A 20,709-nucleotide genomic window follows, 5' to 3' on the forward strand; every position below is an offset into this window, starting at 1 on the left:
AGGTCGCGCCGCCCGCCTGCTCAATGCGAATGGCTCGGCACGTCCGCGCCGCGCGTGCCGACCAGGAAGTCGAGGTCGCACCCCTCGTCCGCCTGCAGCACGTGATCGATATACAGCCGCGCGTAGCCGCCCTTGCCGAGCTGGCCGGCCACGCCCGGCGCCGCGGTCGGATCGACGTCGGACAGGCGGCGCTGCAACTCTTCATCCGGAATGTCGAGATGCAGCGTGCCGGCCTCGCAGTCCAGCTCGATCCAGTCGCCGTTGCGCACGGCCGCGAGCGGCCCGCCGGCGGCCGCTTCCGGCGCGACGTGCAGCACGACCGTGCCGTACGCGGTGCCGCTCATCCGCGCATCGGAAATCCGCACCATGTCCTTCACGCCCTGGCGCAGCAGCTTCGGCGGCAGCCCCATGTTGCCGACCTCGGCCATGCCCGGATAGCCGCGCGGCCCGCAGTTCTTCAGCACCATCACCGAGCTCGCGTCGACGTCGAGCGCTTCGTCGTTGATCGTCGCCTTGTAGTGGTCGAGGTTCTCGAACACCACCGCGCGGCCGCGATGCTTGAGCAGTTCGGGGCTCGCCGCCGACGGTTTCAGCACCGCGCCGCGCGGCGCGAGATTGCCGCGCAGGATGCAGATGCCGCCGTCCGCGATCAGCGGCCGGTCGAGCGGACGAATCACCTCGTCGTCGTAGTTCGGCGCTTCGCGCACGTTGTCCCACAGCGATTTGCCGTTGACCGTCAGCGCGTCCGGGTGCGGCAGCAGCCCGCCTTCGCCGAGCCGGCGCAGCACGGCCGGCAGCCCGCCCGCGTAATAGAACTCCTCCATCAGGAAGCGCCCCGACGGCATCAGGTCGACGATCGTCGGCGTGTCGCGGCCGATGCGCATCCAGTCTTCCAGTTCGAGCGGCACGCCGATGCGGCCGGCGATCGCCTTCAGGTGGATCACCGCGTTGGTCGAGCCGCCCATCGCCGCATTCGCGCGGATCGCGTTCTCGAACGCCGCACGCGTCAGGACCTTCGACAGCACGAGCCCTTCGAGCGCCATCTCGACGATGCGGATGCCCGACATGTGCGCGAGCACGTAGCGGCGCGAATCGACGGCCGGAATCGCCGCGTTGTGCGGCAGCGCGACGCCGAGCGCCTCGGCCATGCACGCCATCGTCGACGCGGTGCCCATCGTGTTGCAGGTGCCGGCCGAGCGCGACATCCCGGCTTCGGCCGACAGGAAGTGATGCAGGTCGATCTCGCCGGCCTTCAGCGCTTCGTGCAGTTGCCACACGGCCGTGCCCGAACCGATGTTCTTGCCTTCGAGCTTGCCGTTGAGCATCGGGCCGCCCGACACGACGATCGCCGGCACGTCGCAGCTTGCCGCGCCCATCAGCAGCGCGGGCGTCGTCTTGTCGCAGCCGGCGAGCAGCACGACCGCGTCGATCGGGTTGCCGCGGATCGCTTCCTCGACGTCCATCGACGCGAGGTTGCGCGTGAGCATCGCCGACGGCCGCAGGTTCGATTCGCCGTTCGAGAACACCGGGAACTCGACCGGGAAGCCGCCCGCTTCCGAAATCCCGCGCTTCACGTGCTCGGCGAGCTTGCGGAAGTGCGCGTTGCACGGCGTCAGTTCGGACCACGTATTGCAGATGCCGATGATCGGCCGGCCGTCGAATTCGTGATCGGGAATGCCCTGGTTCTTCATCCAGCTCCGGTACATGAAGCCGTTCTTGTCGTTCGTGCCGAACCATTGGGCGGAGCGCAGCCTGGGTTTTGTTGCCGACATCGTCAGTCCTGTGGTGACGGGATACCGGCGCAGTCTAGGCAGAATTTTGATAACTGGCTAATGACGTTTTTGGCGATTACGATATCGATTCCGATATCGATATAAACCCGTACGATGACCGAAGCCAGTCCGTGGGGAAACCGCGCCCGCCTGAAGACGCGCCAGTTGCTGCTGGTCGTCGCGCTCGCCGACGAAGGCAGCATCCACCGCGCGGCGGCCGCGCTGAACATGACGCAGCCGGCCGCGTCGAAGCTGCTGCGCGAACTCGAGGAATCGATTGGCGCGGTGCTGTTCGAGCGCCTGCCACGCGGGATGCGGCCGACGCTGTACGGCGACGCGCTGATCCGCCACGCGCGCGCGGCGCTCGGCAGCCTCGACCAGGCACGCGAGGAGCTGGCCGCGCTGAAGGCCGGCCATCTCGGCCACGTGGCGGTGGGGGCGATCACGTCGCCGGCCCTGCGGCTCGTGCCGCCGGCCGTCGCCGCGGTGAAGGGCACGCATGCGGGCCTGCACGTGTCGGTCGAGATCGACACCAGCAACGTGCTGCTCGAGCATCTCGCGCAGGAAAAGATCGACATCGTGCTCGGCCGGCTGTCCGCCGAACACGACAAGCTGCGCCTGCGCTACGAGCCGCTGACCGGCGAATCGGTGGCCGCGGTCGTGCGGCCCGGCCATCCGCTGCTCGCGCAAGCGCCGCTGGCGCTCGCGGACGTACAGCGCGCCGCGTGGGTCGTGCCGCCGGCCGGCAGCGTGCTGCGGCACCGCTTCGAACTCGTGTTCCAGCGCGCGAGCCTCGCGCCGCCGGCGAACCTCGTCGAAACGTCGGCGCTGCTGTTCATCACGCAACTGCTCGAACAGAGCGACATGATCGCGGTGCTCGCCGAGGACGTCGCGCGCTACTACGCGCGGCACGGGATCGTCACGATGCTGCCGCTGGAGATGGATTGCCGGATGGACGATTTCGGGATCATCACGCGCACCGACCGGCTGCATTCGCCGGCGGTGACGGTGATGGTCGAGGCGATTCGGGCCGCGGCGCGGGAGGTTTATGGGGTCGCGCTGTGACGACGCAGCCGCGGTTTCCTACGCCGCGGCAACCTCGATCACCGGCTCGCACCGAATCGGAAAATTGACCGAATTCGCGATATAACACTTCGCATGCGCATCGTGATGCAGCTGCGCCGCGCGTTCACGATCGTCGCCGGCCCGGATCGTCACCTGCGGGCGCAGCACGATTTCGGTGAAGCGACCCGCTTCGGCACCGTCGAGCATCGTGCCTTCCGCGTGGTCGACATAGGCCAGCACGCGGATGCCGGCTTCCGAACACAGGTGCAGATACCACAGCTTGTGGCACGCCGATGCCGACGCGAGCAGCAGGTCTTCAGGGTTCCAGCGCGCCGCGTCGCCGCGAAACGCCGGGTCCGACGAGCCGGGAATATCCGGCTTGGAGCCTGCGCGGATCACATGATCGCGCCCGTACTCGCGATACCCCGACGTGCCGGTGCCACGATTGCCCGTCCACTCCACTGCGACGCGATACTGGTGTTCGCCCGATGCCATCTCGCTCTCCATTGATGTCGGTTGCCTCGACCGGGCCGGACGCCGTTGCGTGAAGCCCGCCGATGGTCGCCATTGTGGCACTGGATGGCCGTTTGGTATACCATTATTCCAAAATGACGAAACAGGCAGGCATGGAAGCCAAACTCGACTCCACGGCGGACGCGGTCGCCGCGTCGCTGCGCGACATGATCATCAACGGCGAACTGGCGGCCGGCGAGCGGCTCGTCGAGCGCGATCTGGCCGAGCGCTTCGGCATCAGCCGGATTCCGATGCGCGAGGCGATCCAGCGGCTGGAACGCGAGGGCTTGCTCGACATCTTCCGGAATCGCGGCGCCGTCGTGCGCATGTTGAGCGCGTCGGACGTGCACGAAATCTACGATCTGCGCGTGCTGCTCGAAGGCGATGCGATCTACCGCAGCGTGAAGCGGCTCGACGACGAAACGCTCGCCCGCGCCGAACTCGTGCATCGGCTGCTCGGCGATGCAACCGTGCCACGCCGGCAAGGCGAACTGAACCGCGAATTCCACGCGTTGCTGTATTCGTGCTGCGGCAACGCGCGGCAGTTGAAGTCGATCGCCGAACTGCGCGGCCAGGTCGAACGTTACGAGCGCCTGCAGGCCACGCTGCTCGCCGATACCTCGTCGTTCCAGGTCGAACACGACGATATCCTGCAGGCGTGCCTCGAACGCGATGCCCGCGGCGCCCGCGCGATGACCGTCGCGCATCTCGATTCGGCCCGCCGCATCGTGCTGCGGCTCGTCGAAGGCGGCTGAAGCCGGCGGGCTACCGCTCGCGTTTCGTCATGCCGCGCGCGGCACCGGCCCGGTCGTGCCGCGCACCGTCAGCGTCGGCAGCGACGCGACCCGCACGCGCGACGCGCCGTCGCCCTTCCCGCCCGCCTCGCGCAGCGTATTGAGCAGCTCGACTGCGAGGCCGGCCGCTTCGGCAGTGGGGATCGCGACGGTCGTCAGCGTGGGCCGCGTGTCGCGCGCGAGATGGATGTCGGTGATGCCGACGATCGACAGATCGTCGGGCACGCGCCGGCCGCGATCGGCCGCCGCATGCATCGCGCCGATCGCCGGCAGGTCGTTGGTCGCGACCAGCGCGGTCAACCGCGGGTGCGCATCGAGCAGCCGGCCCGCCGCACGCAGCCCGCCTTCGATCGAATCACGCTCGGCCGCGACGATCGACGCGTCGAGCCCCGCATCGCGCATCACGTCGACGAAGCCGTCGTAGCGCGCCGCCTGCACGCCGCTCGCCGCGCCGCCGACGATCACTCCGATTGTCTCGTGACCGAGTTCGAGCAGATGCCGCGTCGCGATCCGTCCCGCCTCGCGGAAATCGATCGCCACGCACGGCAACCCGTCGGGCGGCGCGTCAGGCCGCTCCCACAGGCACAGCACGACCGGCACGCCACGCCGCGCGACGTCGAGCAGGTCCGGCAGGTGCAGGTTCGCATTGGTCACGAGAATCCCTTCGGAGATCGTGCCGGCGATCTGGTCGAGATACGCGCGCCCCTGCAACGGATCTTCGTTCGTATTGCAGACGATCAGGAACTGCCCGTTGCGGCGCACCGCGCGCTCGACCGCCAGCGCGAACTCCGGATAGAACGGGTTCGCGATGCTCGATACCATCAGCGCGACCGTCGGCGCGCGCCCTTCCGCCAGCGCCCGCGCGGCGAGGTGCGGCCGATACCCGAGCGCGTCGACCGCTTCGAGCACCCGCGCCCGCGTCGCGTCGCCGACCCGGCCGCGATCGCGCAGCACGTTCGACACCGTCGCGGCCGTCACGCCGGCGCGGCGCGCCACTTCATCCAGAGTTGCCATCGTTTGCTCACTATATGAGACGTCGATCCAATATTTGCTTCGCTCACCGAAGCGGCGCACTATCGCCGCACACCCTGCCGCCCGACCGACGGGCGCGACTCGGCCGCGATCGCATCGCCCCTTTTTTTGATCGCGATGATTAAGCGCTTAATCAAGCAGTGTGGCGCATTAAAACATGGAGCGGAGACAATGGCGAGCATCTCGATGCGACGCGTGCAGAAAGCCTATGGCGAGCACGCGCCGGTCATTCGCGACGTCGATCTGGAGATCGGCGCGCACGAGTTCTGCGTGTTTCTCGGGCCGTCCGGATGCGGGAAGTCGACCCTGTTGCGCATGATCGCCGGGCTCGAGGATCTGAGCGCGGGCGAGTTGTCGATCGACGGCCGTCGCGTCGACGACGTGCCGGCCGCCGAACGCGGCGTCGCGATGGTGTTCCAGAGCTACGCGCTGTTTCCGCACATGACGGTGTACGAGAACATGGCGTTCGGGCTGAAGCTCGCGCGCGTGCCGAAAGCCGAGATCGACCGGAAGGTGCGCGACGCCGCGCGCATCCTGCAGCTCGACACGCTGCTCGAACGCAAGCCGAAGGCGCTGTCGGGCGGCCAGCGGCAGCGCGTCGCGATCGGCCGCGCGATCGTGCGCGAGCCCGGCGTGTTCCTGTTCGACGAACCGCTGTCCAATCTCGACGCGGCGCTGCGCGGCCAGACCCGCATCGAGATCGCGCGGCTGCACCGGCAGTTCGAACGCGCGAGCGTCGTCTACGTGACGCACGACCAGACCGAGGCGATGACGCTCGCCGACAAGATCGTGCTGCTGCACGCCGGCGCGGATACCGCGCAGCACGGCAGCATCGCGCAGGTCGGCGCGCCGCTCGACCTTTACCACCACCCGGCCAGCCGCTTCGTCGCGGGCTTCATCGGCTCGCCGCGGATGAACTTCCTGCCGGCCGTCGTGACTGCGTGCGACGCGCAGCGCACGACCGTCAAGCTGGTGCCGTCCGGCGAAACCTTCGCGCTGCCGCGTGACGGCTCGGCGCTGAGCGCCGGCGCCGCCGTGACGCTCGGCGTCCGTCCCGAACACCTGACGCTCGGCGCCGCGGCCGACGCGACGACGCTCGCGCGCGACGTCGCGCTCGTCGAACGCCTGGGCGAACAGACCTACGTGCACCTCGATTCGCCTGGCCTGCCCGACGCGACGCCGCTGATCGCGAAGGTGCCCGGCGACGCGCAGGTGCGCACCGGCGAACGCGTGCACGTGCACGCGCCGGCCGCGGCCTGCCACCTGTTCACCGAAGACGGCCGCGCGGTGCCCGCGTGCGCCGACGTCCACGTTCACCACTACGCATAAGGATCGGCATGCGCCTCGGAGTCTGCTACTACCCGGAACACTGGCCGGAATCGATGTGGGCCGACGACGCCCGCCGGATGAAAACGCTCGGCATCGAGCAGGTGCGGATCGCGGAATTCGCGTGGAGCCGCATCGAGCCGTCGCCGGGCGAATACGACTGGGGCTGGCTCGACCGTGCGGTCGACGTGCTCGGCGCGGCCGGCCTCGAGATCGTGATGTGCACGCCGACCGCGACGCCGCCGAAATGGCTGGTCGACCGTCATCCCGACATCCTCGCGATCGGCGCGGACGGCCGGCCGCGCGCGTTCGGCTCGCGCCGCCACTACGATTTCTCGTCGCCGACCTATCTCGAAGCGTCGCGCCAGATCTGCACGGCGGTCGCCGAGCGCTACGGCCGCCATCCGGCCGTGCGCTACTGGCAGACCGACAACGAGCTCGGCTGCCACCAGACCGTCGTCAGCTACTCGCCGGCCGCGCTCGTGCGCTTCCGCGAATGGCTGAAGGCGCGCTACGGCACGATCGACGCGCTGAACCGTGCATGGGGCACCGTGTTCTGGAGCATGGAGTATCGCCATTTCGACGAAGTCGACGCGCCGGTGGGCACCGTGACCGAAGCCCATCCGTCGCATCGCCTCGACTACCGACGCTTTGCGTCCGACGAGCTCGCGCGCTATCACCGGATGCAGGTCGACGTGATCCGCGCACACTCGCCGGGCCGGCCGGTCGCGCACAACTTCATGCAGTTGTTCACCGAGTTCGATCACTACGAGGTCGCCCGCGACCTCGACATCGCGACGTGGGACAGCTACCCGCTCGGCGCGCTGGAGGAGCAATGGTTCGCGCCCGACGTGAAGGCGCGCTGGCTGCGCACCGGCCATCCGGATTTCGCGTCGTTCAATCACGATCTGTATCGCGGCATGTCGAAGCTGCCGTTCTGGGTGATGGAACAGCAGCCGGGGCCCGTGAACTGGGCGCAGTGGAACCCCGCGCCGCTGCCGGGCATGGTGCGGCTGTGGAGCTGGGAGGCGTTCGCGCACGGCGCCGGCTGCGTGTCCTACTTCCGCTGGCGGCAGGCGCCGTTCGCGCAGGAACAGATGCACGCGGGGCTGCACACGCCCGACGACAAGCTCGACGAAGGCGGCCGCGAAGCGCAGCGCGTCGCGCGCGAGATCGCGACCGTGCACGACGCCGGCGCGGACGCAGACGGCGCGGTGCGCGCGCCCGTTGCGCTGGTGTTCGACTACGAGGCGAAGTGGCTGTTCGAAGTGCAGCCGCAGGGCGCCGATTTCCACTACCCGCGTTTCGCGTTCGAGTACTACTCGGCGCTGCGCGCGCTCGGCCTCGACGTCGACATCGTGTCCGCGCACGCGCCGCTCGACGGCTACCGCGTCGTCGTGGTGCCGCCGCTGCCGATCGTGCCGGACGATTTCGCGTCACGGCTCGCCGCATCGGGCGCCCATGTGGTGTTCGGGCCGCGCACCGGCTCCAAAACCGTCGACCTGCAGATTCCGCCGGCGCTGCCGCCCGGCCCGCTCGCGTCGATCCTGCCGGTACGCGTGTGGCGCGTCGAATCGCTGCGGCCGAACCTGACCGAACGGATCGACGGCACGCTGCGCGACGGCTCGCCGCTCGCGGGCGCGGCGCGCCACTGGCGCGACTTCGTCGAACTGCACGACGACACGCGCAGCGTCGTGCATGCGCGCTTCGCCGACGGTCATCCCGCCTGCGTGTCGCATGGCGCACTGCATTACTGGGCCGCGCTGTTCGACGACGCGACCACCATGCGCCTGTTCGCCGATGTCGCGGCCGAAGCGGGCCTCGCGCCGACGCCGCTGCCCGACGGCGTACGCGTGAGCCGCCGCGGCGGCCTGACCTACGTGTTCAACTACGGCAGCACGCCGCACACGATCGACGCGGTACCGCCGTCGGCGTTCGTGTTCGGCGCCGCGCAGGTCGGACCGCAGGACGTAGCCGTGTATCGAAGCCGTTCGTAACCCCTCACCGGCGCCGTGACGCGCCGGGCACGCACAACGACACACAGGACTGGAGACACCATGACACATCGCCCCCTTCGCGCCGCCGCCCGGCTCACCACGGCCGCCGCGGTCGCCTTCGCGTCGCTCGGCACGACGGCGCCCGCCGATGCCGGCACGCTGACCATCAACATCGCGTTCAAGGGCGCGAGCCAGCGCGCGGTCTGGCAGTCGACGATCGAAGCGTTCCACAAGGCGCATCCCGACATCGACGTGAAGCCGACCTTCGTCGACGAGGAAGCGTACAAGGTGCAGCTCCCGGCGTGGCTCACCACCGTCGCGCCGGACGTCGTGAACTGGCACGCGGGCGAACGGATGGCGTACTACGCGAAGCGCGGGCTGTTCGAGGACCTGAGCGGCGACTGGACGAAGAACGGCTGGGATGCGATGTATGCGTCGACGCGCAGCGCGTCGTCCTATAACGGCAAGCAATACGCGGCGCCGACCGTCTACTACTCGTGGGGGCTGTTCTACCGCAAGGACCTGTTCCGCAAGGTCGGCATCGCCGACGAGCCGAAGACGTGGGACCAGTTTCTCGATGCGTGCAAGAAACTGAAGGCGGCCGGCATCACGCCGATCGCGATCGGCGGCCGCGACGCGTGGACGCTCGCCGGCTGGTTCGACTATCTCGACCTGCGCCTGAACGGCAACGCGTTCCATCAGCAACTGATGGCCGGCGACGTGCCGTACACCGACCCGCGCGTGAAGAAGGTCTACACGACGTGGAAATCGCTGATCGACTCGGGCTACTTCATCGACAACGCGCTGTCCTACGATCTCGACGGCGCGCAGCCGTTCCTGTTCCAGGGCAAGGCCGCGATGATGCTGATGGGTACCTTCATCGCGGCCGGTTTCCCGCCGAACGTGAAGCCGGAAATGGGTTACTACCGCTTTCCGATCATCGACCCGAAGGTGCCGACCGCCGAGGACGGCCCGGTCGAATCGCTGCACATCCCGACCAAGGCGAAGAACAAGGCCGACGCGCACACGTTCCTCGCGTTCGTCGAAACGCCCGAGATGGGCGCGAAGCTCGCCGAAGGGCTCGGCTCGCTGTCGGCCAACAGCAAGTCGCCCGAGCCGGCCGATCCGATCTCGCGCATCGGCTTCCGGATCCTCGCCGACACGAAGGGCGGCGTCGCGCAGTTCTACGACCGCGACATGACCAAGGAAATGGCCGACGAAGGGATGAAGGGCATGCAGCAGTTCCTCGCGAATCCCGCGCAGCTCGATACGGTGCTCGCGCAACTCGAACAGACCCGCAAGCGGATCTACAAGAAGTGACCGCGTGACCCAACCGGCGGCCGCGCGCCGCCGTGTCCGTTCAGGAGGCTTGCCGTGTCCAGTCCGATCACGTCCCCCCCGCCCGCCGGCACCGCACCGCCGCCGCGCGGCCCGTCCACCACCGCGTTGCCCGCGCGCCGGCCGTCGCCCGCCGTGCGGCGGCAACGGCGCGCCGCGTGGCTGTTTCTCGCGCCGGCCTGCGCAATGGTTGCCATTTATGTGATCTGGCCGATCCTGTCGACGTTGTGGCTGAGCCTGTACAACTGGGACGGGATGACCGAGCGCACCTTCGTCGGGCTCGCGAACTATGCTGAGCTGCTGCAGGCGCCGACGTTCTACACCGCGCTGCGCAACAACGTGATCTGGCTCGTGCTGTTCATGCTCGCACCGCCGCTCGGCCTCGCGCTCGCGCTGTACCTGAACCAGGCGGTCGGCGGCATCCGGCTCGTGAAGTCGCTGTTCTTCGCGCCGTTCGTGCTGTCGGGCGTGGTCGTCGGGCTGATCTTCTCGTGGTTCTACGATCCGACTTTCGGGCTGCTCGCGCTCATCGCCGGGCACGGCATCCCGGTGCTCGGCGACGCACGCTATGCGACGCTCGGCGTGGTGTTCGCGGCGCTGTGGCCGCAGACGGCGTACTGCATGATCCTGTACCTGACCGGCCTCACGTCGATCAACCCGGAACAGATCGAAGCCGCGCGGATGGAAGGCGCGCGCGGCTTCGCGCTGCTGTGGCACGTCGTGCTGCCGCAACTGCGGCCGACCACCTTCATGGCAATCGTCGTCACCGTGATCGGCGCGCTGCGCAGCTTCGACCTGATCTCGGTGATGACGGGCGGCGGCCCGTTCGAAAGCTCGACCGTGCTTGCGTATTACATGTACGACCAGGCGATCAAGTACTACCGGCTCGGCTATTCCGCGTCGATCGCGGTCGTGCTGTTCGCGATCATGCTCGTCTACATCGTGTTCCAGTTGCGCCGCATGCTGCGCAACGAGCAGTGACCTTTCGGGAGCCCACTCATCATGTTTCCGACACCCGTTGCCCACTGGAAGCCGGTATCGCGCCGGCTGTACAAGCTGTCGCTGCCCGTCGCGCTCGTGATCTGGCTGCTGCCGATGATCGCGGTGTTCGTCACGTCGGTGCGCTCGACGGAGGAACTCGTCGAAGGTCACTACTGGGGCTGGCCGCGCCGCTTCGCGATGATCGAGAACTATCGCGATGCGCTGACCACGTCGCCGATGCTGCATTACTTCTGGAACAGCGTGCAGATCACCGTGCCGTCGGTCATCGGCTCGATCGCGCTCGCGGCGATGGCCGGCTTCGCGCTCGCGACCTACCGGTTTCGCGGCAATACCGCGCTGTTCGGCACGTTCGTCGCCGGCAACTTCGTGCCGGTGCAGGTGCTGATGATTCCGGTGCGCGACCTGTCGCTGCGGCTCGGCGTGTTCAATACCGTCGAAGCGCTGATCCTGTTCCACGTCGCATTTCAGACGGGGTTCTGCACGCTGTTCCTGCGCAACTTCATCAAGCAGCTGCCGTTCGAGCTGATCGAGGCGGCGCGCATCGAAGGCGCGGGCGAATGGACGGTGTTCTGGCGGATCGTGCTGCCGCTGATCCGGCCGGCGCTGGCCGCGCTCGCGATTCTCGTGTTCACGTTCGTGTGGAACGATTACTTCTGGGCGCTGTGCCTTACGCAAGGCGACGAGGCGGCGCCGATCACGGCGGGCGTCGCCGCGCTGAAAGGTCAATGGACGACTTCGTGGAACCTCGTCTCGGCCGGGTCGATTCTCGCCGCGCTGCCGTCGGTCGCGATGTTCTTCGCGATGCAGAAGCATTTCGTCGCGGGGCTCACGTTCGGCGCGACGAAAGGCTGAACGCGCGCCGCTCGCGTTTCGAATCTCCCCCTCCGCATCGTGAGGTTGCCCGCTTCGGCGGGCTTTTTTCATGCTTTGCAGATTGGGGCGATGTCGGTTGGCGACCTTGGCCCGCCATCCAGGCTCCAATGCCGCCAACCGATTAAACGCGCAGCTGACTGCCGGTTTCGACGCGCCTGGACGTCTGGGCGCGACTTTGCTCGACATCGATTCGGCTACGCGTACTTGTCGCCGACCGTACTGCGAATCGGATGGGTGTCGTAGACGATGATCATTCGTTCGATGAGCCCCGCGACGTCGAACTCGAATACGTCGACGCACTCGAAGCGCGCCGCCGAGCCGTCTTTCAGGCCCCAGTCGTAGATGAAGTAACCGGTCGCACGGCGAGCGCCACTCGTGCTGACGCAGATATCGATCGGCGTAATCCTGCTTTCTCCCGACGCGGCAGCGACCTTCGAAAAGAAGGGCTCAGGCTGCATCCAGCCGAGAAAGGGCGAGAAAATCCGCGCGTCCGGCGTAAATAGCGCGCAGATGGCGCCGACATCGCCTCGCTCCAGTTCCCGAAGGTAGGCGCGAACCTGTTGCGTATATAGTGATCCCGACGTTGAGCCCAAGACTATCCTCCGATCATTCGTTGACGACCCCGTTCACTCGCAAGAACAGGGCATCCGGTAGACGCACGATAGCGACGCCCCGATGACCGAACAATCGAAAAATTTGCAACCCGGGTATGCGGCGCATGCATATCCGCTGGCCGACCTGACGCGGCCGCTCCCGCCGTTGGCGGCGATTCAGTCGTTCGTCGCCGCGGCGCAGTTGGGCAGCGTCAGCAAGGCGGCGGACCACCTATGCCGGACGCAAGGTGCGGTCAGCCGCCAGATACAGCAGCTGGAGACGCATTACCGATGCGCACTCTTCGTGCGCCACGTATCGGGCCTGACGTTGACGGCGGAAGGGAATGCACTGCTGACGGTCGCGGTCAACGTGCTCACGCAATTGGTTCGGCACGCGGACGTCCATGCACGGGCGACCTCGGTGCTCACGTTGAAGTTGCCTTCCACGTTCGCCGTTCGCTGGCTGCTCCCGCGGCTGCCGGACATCCAGCGCGCGATGAGCGGAACGGAGCTTCGTATCTCGACATCCGCGGACGACACGCCGGATTTCACGACGTCCGACGTCGATGCCGTCGTCGTGCGCGGCACGGGGCAATGGACCGGTATGGAGGCGATCCCGCTGTTTGCCGAGATGCTCACGCCGATGTGCGCGCCCGCCTTGGCAACCTCACTGCGATCCGTTGCCGACCTTGCGCAGGTCGAATTGCTCCATCCCGGGCCCAGCCACGCGGAATGGAAGTGCTGGCTCGATCATGTCGGGGCACGCCAGGTCGATGCGGGACGCGGACTCGTATTCGATACCCTCGAATTGACGCTCGCGGCATCGATGGAAGGACACGGCGTTGCAATCGGCGACCCGCGAATGGCAAGAGACCGGCTCCGCGCCGGATCGCTGGTGACGCCGTTCGAGGACGTGGCTCGAGACGGCCTTTCGTACTTCCTCGTCTATCCGCCCCAACGTGCGGCACAACCGAAAATTCGGGCCCTCGCCGACGTCTTGCTGCGACTTGCGCGAGAAGACCGATAGGCGAGCATCCGATACCCGGGTGGAATCGACATGCTCGAATGACCCACCCACAGGACCGGCGAATGACGGGCCTGTCAGAGATCGCCGCGCACTTCACCGGTTCCCAGCGCGCTCCGCTGGCGGTTGACCTCCGCCCACAGCGCATCGCTGTCGTCCTCGCGCAGCACGATCATGCAGTCCAGTTGATCGTCGGTCACGCCGAAGTATTCGAGGATTTCTTGGCGAACCCCATCGATGAAGTGCGCGTATTCCGGCGTTGCCTGCGCCTGCGCATGCAAGGCGTCGTACTCGGCATCGTCCACGCCGCCGCCGTGCTCGTCGATATAGCGCGTGATCCACTGGTCCCGCTCGTGGTCATAATCGGCCTCGGCGCGCATCGCTTGCACGGCCGTGTACAAATCCAGTTGGGCAAACGCGGCGATCGCCGCCGTTGTCGCCTCGTCGAATGTCGTCGTCATTCCCTCTCTCACTTCAGTCATCGCACATCGTCGGTCACGCCGGGAAGGCCGGGTCGCGGCCGGTTTCAGGTCGGCAACGAGAAAACCGGCCGCGCTGCTTCCAGCCACCCGTATTCGTCCACTGCATCGGACGATTCAATCGTCTCGGCACCCCGGACAGGAAGATTCGGCCTACCTGGACGGTTTGCCGCGCCCACCGGCGGATTTCCCGGCGGGCTTCGCCGCCCCCGCCTTCCCGGCTGGCTTGCTGCGCGGCTTCTGCACGCTGAACGGGCTGCCGATGGTGTAGTCCGGACCTTTACCGGCACCAGCGGCCGTCGCATGCTGCGCCCCCGGCTTGCGCCTGCCGTCGTTGCTCGGCGTATGCGGCTTCTTGCCCGGCGTTTGCCTCGCGACCGGCGCGGCTTGCGGCACCTTGGGCTTCTTCGGCTTTTTCGGTTTCTTGATGATCTGGCCCGTCGCGCTGGTTTCCGGCACGCGATGCTCGGCTTCGAAACCCGGCTCTTCTTCGCGCCGCAGCGTCTGCCGGATCAGCGCTTCGATCGCCGCCAGTTGCGGCGCTTCATCGGCGCATACGAGGGATACCGCCACGCCGCTGGCGCCCGCGCGGCCGGTGCGGCCGATACGGTGCACATAGTCTTGCGCGACGATCGGCAGATCGACGTTGATCACGAGCGGCAGATCGTCGATATCCAGTCCGCGCGCCGCCACATCGGTGGCGACCAGCATCTGCACTTCGCCCGCCTTGAAACGCTCCAGCGCCCGCAAACGCGCGGGTTGCGGCTTGTCGCCGTGGATCGTGTCGACCGCATAGCCGGCTTTCTCCAGCATCACCGCCAGATAATCGACGCCATTGCGGGTCTTGACGAACACCAGCGCGTGCTCCCACTTGTTTTGCGCCACCAGATGCATGAACAGGTCCGGCTTGTTCCGCTTGTCGACCGTCACCACCCACTGCTTGATCTTGCTGGCCGTGGCGTTGGGCGCGCTGACGCTGATATCGACCGGGTTGCGCAGAATGCCCGCCGCCATCGTGCGGATCTCGTCGGAGAACGTGGCGGAGAACAGCAATGTCTGGCGCTTGGCGGGCAACGCGGCAAAGACCGCGTCGAGTTCGCGCGCGAAGCCGAGATCGAGCATGCGGTCGGCTTCGTCGAGCACCAGCGTCTGCACCTGATCGAACTGCACCGCGTTCTGGCGATTGAGGTCGAGCAAGCGGCCCGGCGTCGCCACGAGCACGTCGACGCCCTTGCGCAGCTTCATCATCTGAGGATTGATGCTCACCCCGCCGTAGGCGGCCAGAAACCGCAGATCGAGGCCCTTGCCGTATTCGACGAAGCTTTGCAGCACCTGTTCGGCCAGTTCGCGCGTGGGCACCAGCACCAGCACGCGCGCGCGGTTGCTGGATACCGCCGGGCCGTATTGCACCAGCCGTTGCAACAGCGGCAGCGCAAAGCCGGCCGTCTTGCCGGTGCCGGTCTGGGCCGCGGCCATCACGTCCTTGCCGCCGAGCACGGCGGGAATCGCCTTGGCCTGCACCGGCGTGGGTGTCTGGTAATTGAGGCCCTGCAGGTTACGCAGCAACGGCTCGATCAGGCCAAGCGAGGCAAAAGACATGGACGTATTCCGGGCGAAAACCGCAATTCTAGCGGTTACCGCGCCGGTTGCGCCCCGCCCGCGCCGCCGCGCAGCCGCACGTCCACCGCCCCGATATTCTTCTCGTGCGCGACCAGCATCAACGACAGCGCATGGTGAATGTCCGGATCGGCGAGCGTCGGCAGCAAGGTCTGCAGCTTGCGCACGACCCAGCGTTGGCCGCGATTCAGGAACGCCATCCGCTCCGCCAGATCGTCGATCGCCATCGCCTTCTCGTAGAACGCGCCGGTCGCGCGCGTCGGCACCGCGTCGAGCGACCGGATCGCGTCGACGAGCACGCTGCACCAGTGCGCCTCGTCCTGGCGGATACGGGCGATCAGCCGATGCAGCTCGGGATCGTCGGTCACCTCGGTCGCCGTCTCGGACGCGACGCGCGCACCCGCGCGCTCGGCTTCCAGCAATTCATCGAGCGTAGCCAGCAACGCGGCGCGGCGCTCGTGTTCGCGCTCGTCGACGGCGCCGGCCGGCGTCCCCGTGCCGCCTTTGTCGAGTATCGCGGCCGCGCCGACGACGATCCGCTGCAACACGTCGCCGGCCATCTCGACCGCCTCGATCCGCCCCGCGCCCGTGCCCGCATACAGCGCCATCGCCTCGACATCGCCGGTCATCGTGCGCAGCGGCGAATCGGTGCTGAACAGATAGATCGGCCGCCCTTCCTCGTCGCCGATCACGGTCCGCGCGTCGCCGAACGGATCGCCGCGTTCGCCGCGCGTCACGCTCGACGGCAGCACGCGCACCCTCGCGCCGCGGGGCCAGTTGATGTGGAAGATGTCGGTCAGCAGCGTGTCGCCTTCGTGCGCCTCGACGATGCGCTGCTTGTGATACGCATGCGCGAACGATTCGTGGGTCGCGATGAAGGCCGTGCCCATCACCGCGCCCTGCGCGCCGAGCGCCATCGCGGCCGCCACGCCCGCACCGTCGACGATCCCGCCCGCCGCGAGTACCGGCACGTTCGCGGCACCGATCACGTCGGGCAGCAACGCGGCAAGCGGCCGGTCGCCGCGGACATGGCCGCCCGCCTCGCGCCCCTGCACGATCAATGCCTGCGCCCCGGCCGCTTCGGCCGCGCGCGCATCGTCGAGCGAGCCGACCTGATGCACCACGCACACGCCCGCGTCGCGCAGGCGCCGCACGACGGCCGGCATCACGTCCCAGAACAGCGCGACGACGGGCACGCCCAGCTCGACGCATGCGTCGAGCTGGGCATCGAGCAGATCGGGCGGCGTCGACGCGGGAATCAGATTGATGCCGAACGGGCGATCGGTCGCCGCGCGCACTCGCTGCACTTCGCTGCGGATCAGCGCAACCGGCTCGCGCACCATGCCGAGAAAGCCGAACCCGCCGGCCGCGCTCACGGCGCTCGCGAGCTCCGCGCGCGCGACACCGCCCATGCCCGCGAGCACGATCGGCCAGGTGCAGCCGAGCAGGTCGCAGACGGGGCGATGCAGGATCTGGATGGCGCGGGCGTCGTGCCCGTCGCCACGCGTCGGAATCGACATGCAGCATCCTCCTGTCAGAAGCGGGATCAGTGGCGTATCACGCTCGACGGTACACCGTACGTGTTGCATCCACGTGCACGAGCGATGCCAAGCCGCGCGCCGAATAGATCATATTGTGACATATTCGATCGTGAGGCCGCAGCGACAGCGCACCAGGCGTGATTTACATCAACGTGCAGGCGAGCCACCGCCCGTTTACGTCCACCCTTCGAGCCGCAACGTCGAACGCACGAGCCGCTGCTCCTCCTGCTCGATCTCGCGCAGATAGTCTACGCACTGACGGATATGTTCGCTCGCGGCCTTGCGCGCCTGGTCGGGCAGCCGCCCCGTGACCGCGTTGTAGAGCCGCGCGTGCTGACGGTCGATCTGCTTTTTCAGCGGTTCGCGGTGATAGAGGTTGTTCACCGACGCGAACACCGAGCTGAGCAGCAGGTCGGTCAGCGACTGCAGCGTATTGACGAGCACGGGGTTGTGCGACGCCTCGCAGATCGCAAGATGAAACGCGTGGTCGAGTTTCGCGCGCGCGGCGGGATCGAGATCCTGCGCGTCGGCCGCCGTCATTTCCTCGTAGCGGCGCCGGATCAGGATGAAATCGGCCGGCGTGCCGCGCAGCGCCGCGAGCCGCGCGGCCTCGGCCTCGAGCATTCCGCGCACCTCGAACAGGTCGTACAGCGTACGCGGCTGCGAGCCGAGCAGATGCATCATCGGCGTGATCGCACGCTGCGGGGTCAGGCTCGCGACGAACGAACCCTTGCCGTGCGTCGTATCGATGATCCCGCGCGCGTGCAGCAGCTTCATGCCTTCGCGCACGGCCGTGCGCGACACGCCGAGCTTCTCGGTCAGCCGCCGCTCCGACGGCAGCGCCTGCCCGGCCTTCAGCACGCCGTCGACGATCAACTGCTCGATCCGCTCGGCGACGACGTCGGCCACGCGTCGCGCCGGCCCTTCCCGCTCCTGCATTTCCATACTGGTATGACCACTTTGGACAGATGACACCGATTTTCGCACAAAGCCTTGTTGTCGTTGGGTTTTGCCGATCATTCAAGAACGCAGGATCGATCGCGTATCAAAAACTGGTATGACCACCCTCGCGACGTCTGGACATGCCCGCGCGGGCCGCCAAGAATCCTGTCCTTCCGGCGTGTCGCGCCTCGCGCGGCCGCCCGCATGGTGGAGACGAACCAATGAGTTTCATCTACGACGAACGGATCGACGGGCCGCTGGCGACCGTCGATCGCGCCACCCTCGTCGCCGCGCTGCACGCGGCGGCGCCCGGCCTCGACGTGCTGCACGAACGCGAGGCGCTCAAGCCGTTCGAATGCGACGGGCTGGCCGCGTACCGCACGGTGCCGCTCGCGGTCGTGCTACCCGACACGGTCGACCAGGTGCGCGCGGTGTTGCGCGTCGCGGCCGCGCACGGCGTACCGGTCGTCGCGCGCGGCGCGGGCACCGGATTGTCGGGCGGCGCGATGCCGCTCGAAAAAGGCATCCTGCTGGTGATGGCGAAGTTCAACCGGATCCTCGACATCGACCCCGATGCCGGCATCGCGCGCGTGCAACCCGGCGTGCGCAATCTCGCGATCTCGCAGGCCGCCGCGCCGCTCGGCCTCTACTACGCGCCCGATCCGTCGTCGCAGATCGCGTGCTCGATCGGCGGCAACGTCGCCGAGAACGCGGGCGGCGTCCACTGCCTGAAATACGGGCTCACGGTGCACAACATCCTGAAGGTCGAGATCCTGACGATCGACGGCGACACGCTCACGCTCGGCGCCGACGCGCTCGATGCACCGGGCTTCGACCTGCTCGCGCTGTTCACCGGCTCCGAAGGAATGCTCGGCATCGTCACCGAGGTGACGGTGAAGCTGTTGCCGAAGCCGCCGAGCGTGAAGGTGCTGATGGCGAGCTTCGACGACGTCGCCGAGGCGGGCGCCGCGGTCGCGCGGATCATCGGCGCGGGCGTGATCCCTGGCGGCCTCGAGATGATGGACAACCTCGCGATCCGCGCGGCCGAGGACTTCATCCACGCGGGCTATCCGGTCGACGCGCAGGCGATCCTGCTGTGCGAGCTCGACGGCGCGGCCAGCGACGTCGACGAGGATGCCGAACGCGTCGCCGCGCTGCTGCGCGACGCGGGCGCAAGCGAGATTCGCGTCGCGCGCGACGAAGCCGAGCGCCAGCGCTTCTGGGCCGGCCGCAAGAACGCGTTCCCGGCGGTCGGCCGGATGTCGCCCGACTACTACTGCATGGACGGCACGATCCCGCGCCGCGAGCTGCCGCGCGTGCTCGAAGGGATCGCCGCGCTGTCCGCCGAATACCGGCTGCCGGTCGCGAACGTGTTCCACGCGGGCGACGGCAACATGCACCCGCTGATCCTGTTCGATGCGAACCGGCCCGGCGAGCTCGACCGCGCGGAAGCGCTCGGCGGCAAGATCCTCGAGCTGTGCGTCGCGGCGGGCGGCAGCATCACCGGCGAGCACGGTGTCGGGCGCGAGAAGATCAACCAGATGTGCGTGCAGTTCAACGCCGACGAAATCACGTTCTTCCACGCGGTGAAGGCCGCATTCGATCCGCAGGGGCTGCTCAATCCCGGCAAGAACATCCCGACGCTGCACCGCTGCGCCGAATTCGGCGCAATGCACGTCCATCACGGCAAGCTGCCGTTTCCCGAACTGGAGCGCTTCTGATGCGACGCGACATCGAATCCATCGACGACAGCGCGGCGCTCGTCGCGCAGGTCGACGCGGCGATCCGCGATCGCCAGCCGCTGCGCATCCGCGGCGCCGGCACGAAGGCGTTCGCCGGCCGCCCGGTCGAAGGCCGCACGCTCGACGTGCGCACGCATCGCGGCATCGTGTCGTACGACCCGACCGAACTCGTGATCACCGCGCGCGCGGGCACGCCGCTCGCCGATCTGGACGCGATGCTCGACGCGGCCGGCCAGATGCTGCCGTGCGAGCCGCCGTCGTTCGGCGGCGCGGCCACCGTCGGCGGCATGTTCGCGGCGGCGCTGTCGGGCCCGCGTCGTCCGTGGGCCGGCGCGGTGCGGGACTTCGTGCTCGGCTGCCGCGTGATCACCGGCCACGCGAAGCATCTGCGCTTCGGCGGCGAAGTGATGAAGAACGTCGCGGGCTACGACGTGTCGCGCCTGCTGGCCGGCAGTTTCGGTTGCCTCGGCGTCGTGACCGAAGTGTCGCTGAAGGTGCTGCCGAAGCCGCGCGCGACGTGCGATCTCGCGTTGACGCTCGCGGCAAGCGAAGCCGTGCAGCGCGTCGCCGCGTGGCGTCGCGCGGGGCTGCCGCTCGCGGGTGCGTGCCACGCGAACGGCGTACTGCGCGTGCGGATCGAAGGCGGCGACGGCTCGGTGAAGGCCGCGCGCGACATGATCGGCGGCGACCGGATGGACGACCGCGGCGACGCATTCTGGGCGCGGCTGCGCGATCTCGCGCTGCCGTTCTTCGACGACCCGCGTCCGCTGTGGCGCGTGTCGGTGCCGGCTGCCGCGCCGCTCGACGCGTGGCCGGGCGCGCAGCTCGTCGACTGGGGCGGCGCGCAGCGCTGGCTGAAAAGCGACGCGGCGCCGGCCGACGTGCAGCGCCTGGCCGCGCAATGGGGCGGCCACGCGACCTGCTTCACGCCGGGCACGACACCTGAGCCGTTCCAGCCGCTGCCGCCCGCGCTGCTGCGCGTGCACCGGCAGCTCAAGGCGCAGCTCGACCCGCACGCGATCTTCAATCCCGGCCGGCTCTACGCCGACTTCTGACGCG

General features: G+C 67.9%; 18 protein-coding genes. 10 read left to right on the forward strand and 8 right to left on the reverse strand.

Annotated elements, in window-relative coordinates; genetic code table 11:
- Nucleotides 1-20: 20 nt before the first annotated feature.
- Nucleotides 21-1,772 (reverse strand): IlvD/Edd family dehydratase, encoded by a 1,752-nt coding sequence (locus tag DFS13_RS17075; RefSeq protein ID WP_111441908.1) that lies wholly within the window; start codon nt 1,770-1,772, stop codon nt 21-23.
- Nucleotides 1,773-1,886: 114 nt separating this feature from the next.
- Between DFS13_RS17075 and DFS13_RS17080 the strand changes: the two genes are divergently transcribed.
- Nucleotides 1,887-2,837: a LysR family transcriptional regulator gene (locus DFS13_RS17080; RefSeq protein WP_006485089.1), complete on the forward strand. Its 951-nt coding sequence runs from the start codon at nt 1,887-1,889 to the stop codon at nt 2,835-2,837.
- Between the two features lie 18 nt (nt 2,838-2,855).
- Here the strand turns inward: DFS13_RS17080 and DFS13_RS17085 are convergent, their stop codons facing one another.
- Entirely contained in the window at nt 2,856-3,332 is a 477-nt protein-coding gene (locus DFS13_RS17085) for an OsmC family protein (RefSeq protein WP_006485099.1), read from the reverse strand.
- 131 nt (nt 3,333-3,463) lie between these two features.
- Between DFS13_RS17085 and DFS13_RS17090 the strand changes: the two genes are divergently transcribed.
- Nucleotides 3,464-4,105 (forward strand): GntR family transcriptional regulator, encoded by a 642-nt coding sequence (locus DFS13_RS17090; protein WP_006493069.1) that lies wholly within the window; start codon nt 3,464-3,466, stop codon nt 4,103-4,105.
- Nucleotides 4,106-4,132: 27 nt separating this feature from the next.
- On the opposite strand, the gene DFS13_RS17095 is transcribed toward DFS13_RS17090, so the two are convergent.
- Nucleotides 4,133-5,158, reverse strand: coding sequence for a LacI family DNA-binding transcriptional regulator (locus tag DFS13_RS17095; RefSeq protein WP_006485083.1), 1,026 nt, complete (start codon nt 5,156-5,158; stop codon nt 4,133-4,135).
- 189 nt (nt 5,159-5,347) lie between these two features.
- Here DFS13_RS17095 and DFS13_RS17100 point away from each other — a divergent pair, with 189 nt between their 5' ends.
- Genes DFS13_RS17100 through DFS13_RS17120 form a run of 5 tightly spaced genes read left to right on the forward strand, consistent with a single transcriptional unit; the run spans nt 5,348 to nt 11,691 of the window.
- Nucleotides 5,348-6,505 (forward strand): ABC transporter ATP-binding protein, encoded by a 1,158-nt coding sequence (locus tag DFS13_RS17100; protein WP_006485100.1) that lies wholly within the window; start codon nt 5,348-5,350, stop codon nt 6,503-6,505.
- An 8-nt stretch (nt 6,506-6,513) separates the two neighbouring features.
- Nucleotides 6,514-8,499, forward strand: a complete 1,986-nt coding sequence (locus DFS13_RS17105; RefSeq protein WP_077189863.1) for a beta-galactosidase — start codon at nt 6,514-6,516, stop codon at nt 8,497-8,499.
- Between the two features lie 60 nt (nt 8,500-8,559).
- Nucleotides 8,560-9,819 carry an ABC transporter substrate-binding protein gene (locus DFS13_RS17110; RefSeq protein ID WP_111441909.1) on the forward strand — a complete coding sequence of 420 codons (1,260 nt, stop codon included), beginning with the start codon at nt 8,560-8,562 and terminating at the stop codon, nt 9,817-9,819.
- A 54-nt stretch (nt 9,820-9,873) separates the two neighbouring features.
- Nucleotides 9,874-10,818 (forward strand): carbohydrate ABC transporter permease, encoded by a 945-nt coding sequence (locus DFS13_RS17115; protein ID WP_105866257.1) that lies wholly within the window; start codon nt 9,874-9,876, stop codon nt 10,816-10,818.
- A 21-nt stretch (nt 10,819-10,839) separates the two neighbouring features.
- Complete coding sequence (locus tag DFS13_RS17120) at nt 10,840-11,691, forward strand: carbohydrate ABC transporter permease (RefSeq protein WP_006482683.1); 852 nt, start codon at nt 10,840-10,842, stop codon at nt 11,689-11,691.
- Nucleotides 11,692-11,906: 215 nt separating this feature from the next.
- Here DFS13_RS17120 and DFS13_RS17125 read toward each other — a convergent pair whose 3' ends face one another.
- The gene (locus DFS13_RS17125) at nt 11,907-12,305 is read right to left on the reverse strand and encodes a nuclear transport factor 2 family protein (protein WP_171983974.1); all 399 of its coding nucleotides are present in this window, start codon (nt 12,303-12,305) and stop codon (nt 11,907-11,909) included.
- An 82-nt stretch (nt 12,306-12,387) separates the two neighbouring features.
- On the opposite strand from DFS13_RS17125, the gene DFS13_RS17130 reads away from it, so the two are divergent.
- Entirely contained in the window at nt 12,388-13,332 is a 945-nt protein-coding gene (locus DFS13_RS17130) for a LysR substrate-binding domain-containing protein (RefSeq protein WP_105866256.1), read from the forward strand.
- Nucleotides 13,333-13,406: 74 nt separating this feature from the next.
- On the opposite strand, the gene DFS13_RS17135 is transcribed toward DFS13_RS17130, so the two are convergent.
- The 4 genes from DFS13_RS17135 to glcC all read right to left on the reverse strand — a co-directional run bounded on the left by DFS13_RS17135 (nt 13,407) and on the right by glcC (nt 17,911).
- The gene (locus tag DFS13_RS17135) at nt 13,407-13,790 is read right to left on the reverse strand and encodes a hypothetical protein (protein WP_006493972.1); all 384 of its coding nucleotides are present in this window, start codon (nt 13,788-13,790) and stop codon (nt 13,407-13,409) included.
- Nucleotides 13,791-13,961: 171 nt separating this feature from the next.
- Nucleotides 13,962-15,407, reverse strand: coding sequence for a DEAD/DEAH box helicase (locus DFS13_RS17140; RefSeq protein ID WP_111441910.1), 1,446 nt, complete (start codon nt 15,405-15,407; stop codon nt 13,962-13,964).
- 35 nt (nt 15,408-15,442) lie between these two features.
- On the reverse strand, nt 15,443-16,945 hold the full coding sequence (locus tag DFS13_RS17145; RefSeq protein ID WP_105866254.1) for a nitronate monooxygenase: 1,503 nt from the start codon (nt 16,943-16,945) through the stop codon (nt 15,443-15,445).
- Between the two features lie 195 nt (nt 16,946-17,140).
- The gene (gene glcC, locus DFS13_RS17150) at nt 17,141-17,911 is read right to left on the reverse strand and encodes a transcriptional regulator GlcC (RefSeq protein ID WP_006483542.1); all 771 of its coding nucleotides are present in this window, start codon (nt 17,909-17,911) and stop codon (nt 17,141-17,143) included.
- A 218-nt stretch (nt 17,912-18,129) separates the two neighbouring features.
- Here glcC and glcD point away from each other — a divergent pair, with 218 nt between their 5' ends.
- Nucleotides 18,130-19,629, forward strand: a complete 1,500-nt coding sequence (gene glcD, locus DFS13_RS17155) for a glycolate oxidase subunit GlcD (protein ID WP_105866253.1) — start codon at nt 18,130-18,132, stop codon at nt 19,627-19,629.
- Entirely contained in the window at nt 19,629-20,705 is a 1,077-nt protein-coding gene (gene glcE / locus DFS13_RS17160; protein WP_077021432.1) for a glycolate oxidase subunit GlcE, read from the forward strand. Before glcD ends, glcE begins: the two co-directional genes overlap by 1 nt.
- Nucleotides 20,706-20,709: the final 4 nt, after the last annotated feature.

The sequence above is a fragment of the Burkholderia sp. 28_3 genome, from assembly GCF_003253915.1.
Taxonomy (GTDB): Bacteria; Pseudomonadota; Gammaproteobacteria; order Burkholderiales; family Burkholderiaceae; genus Burkholderia; species Burkholderia cenocepacia.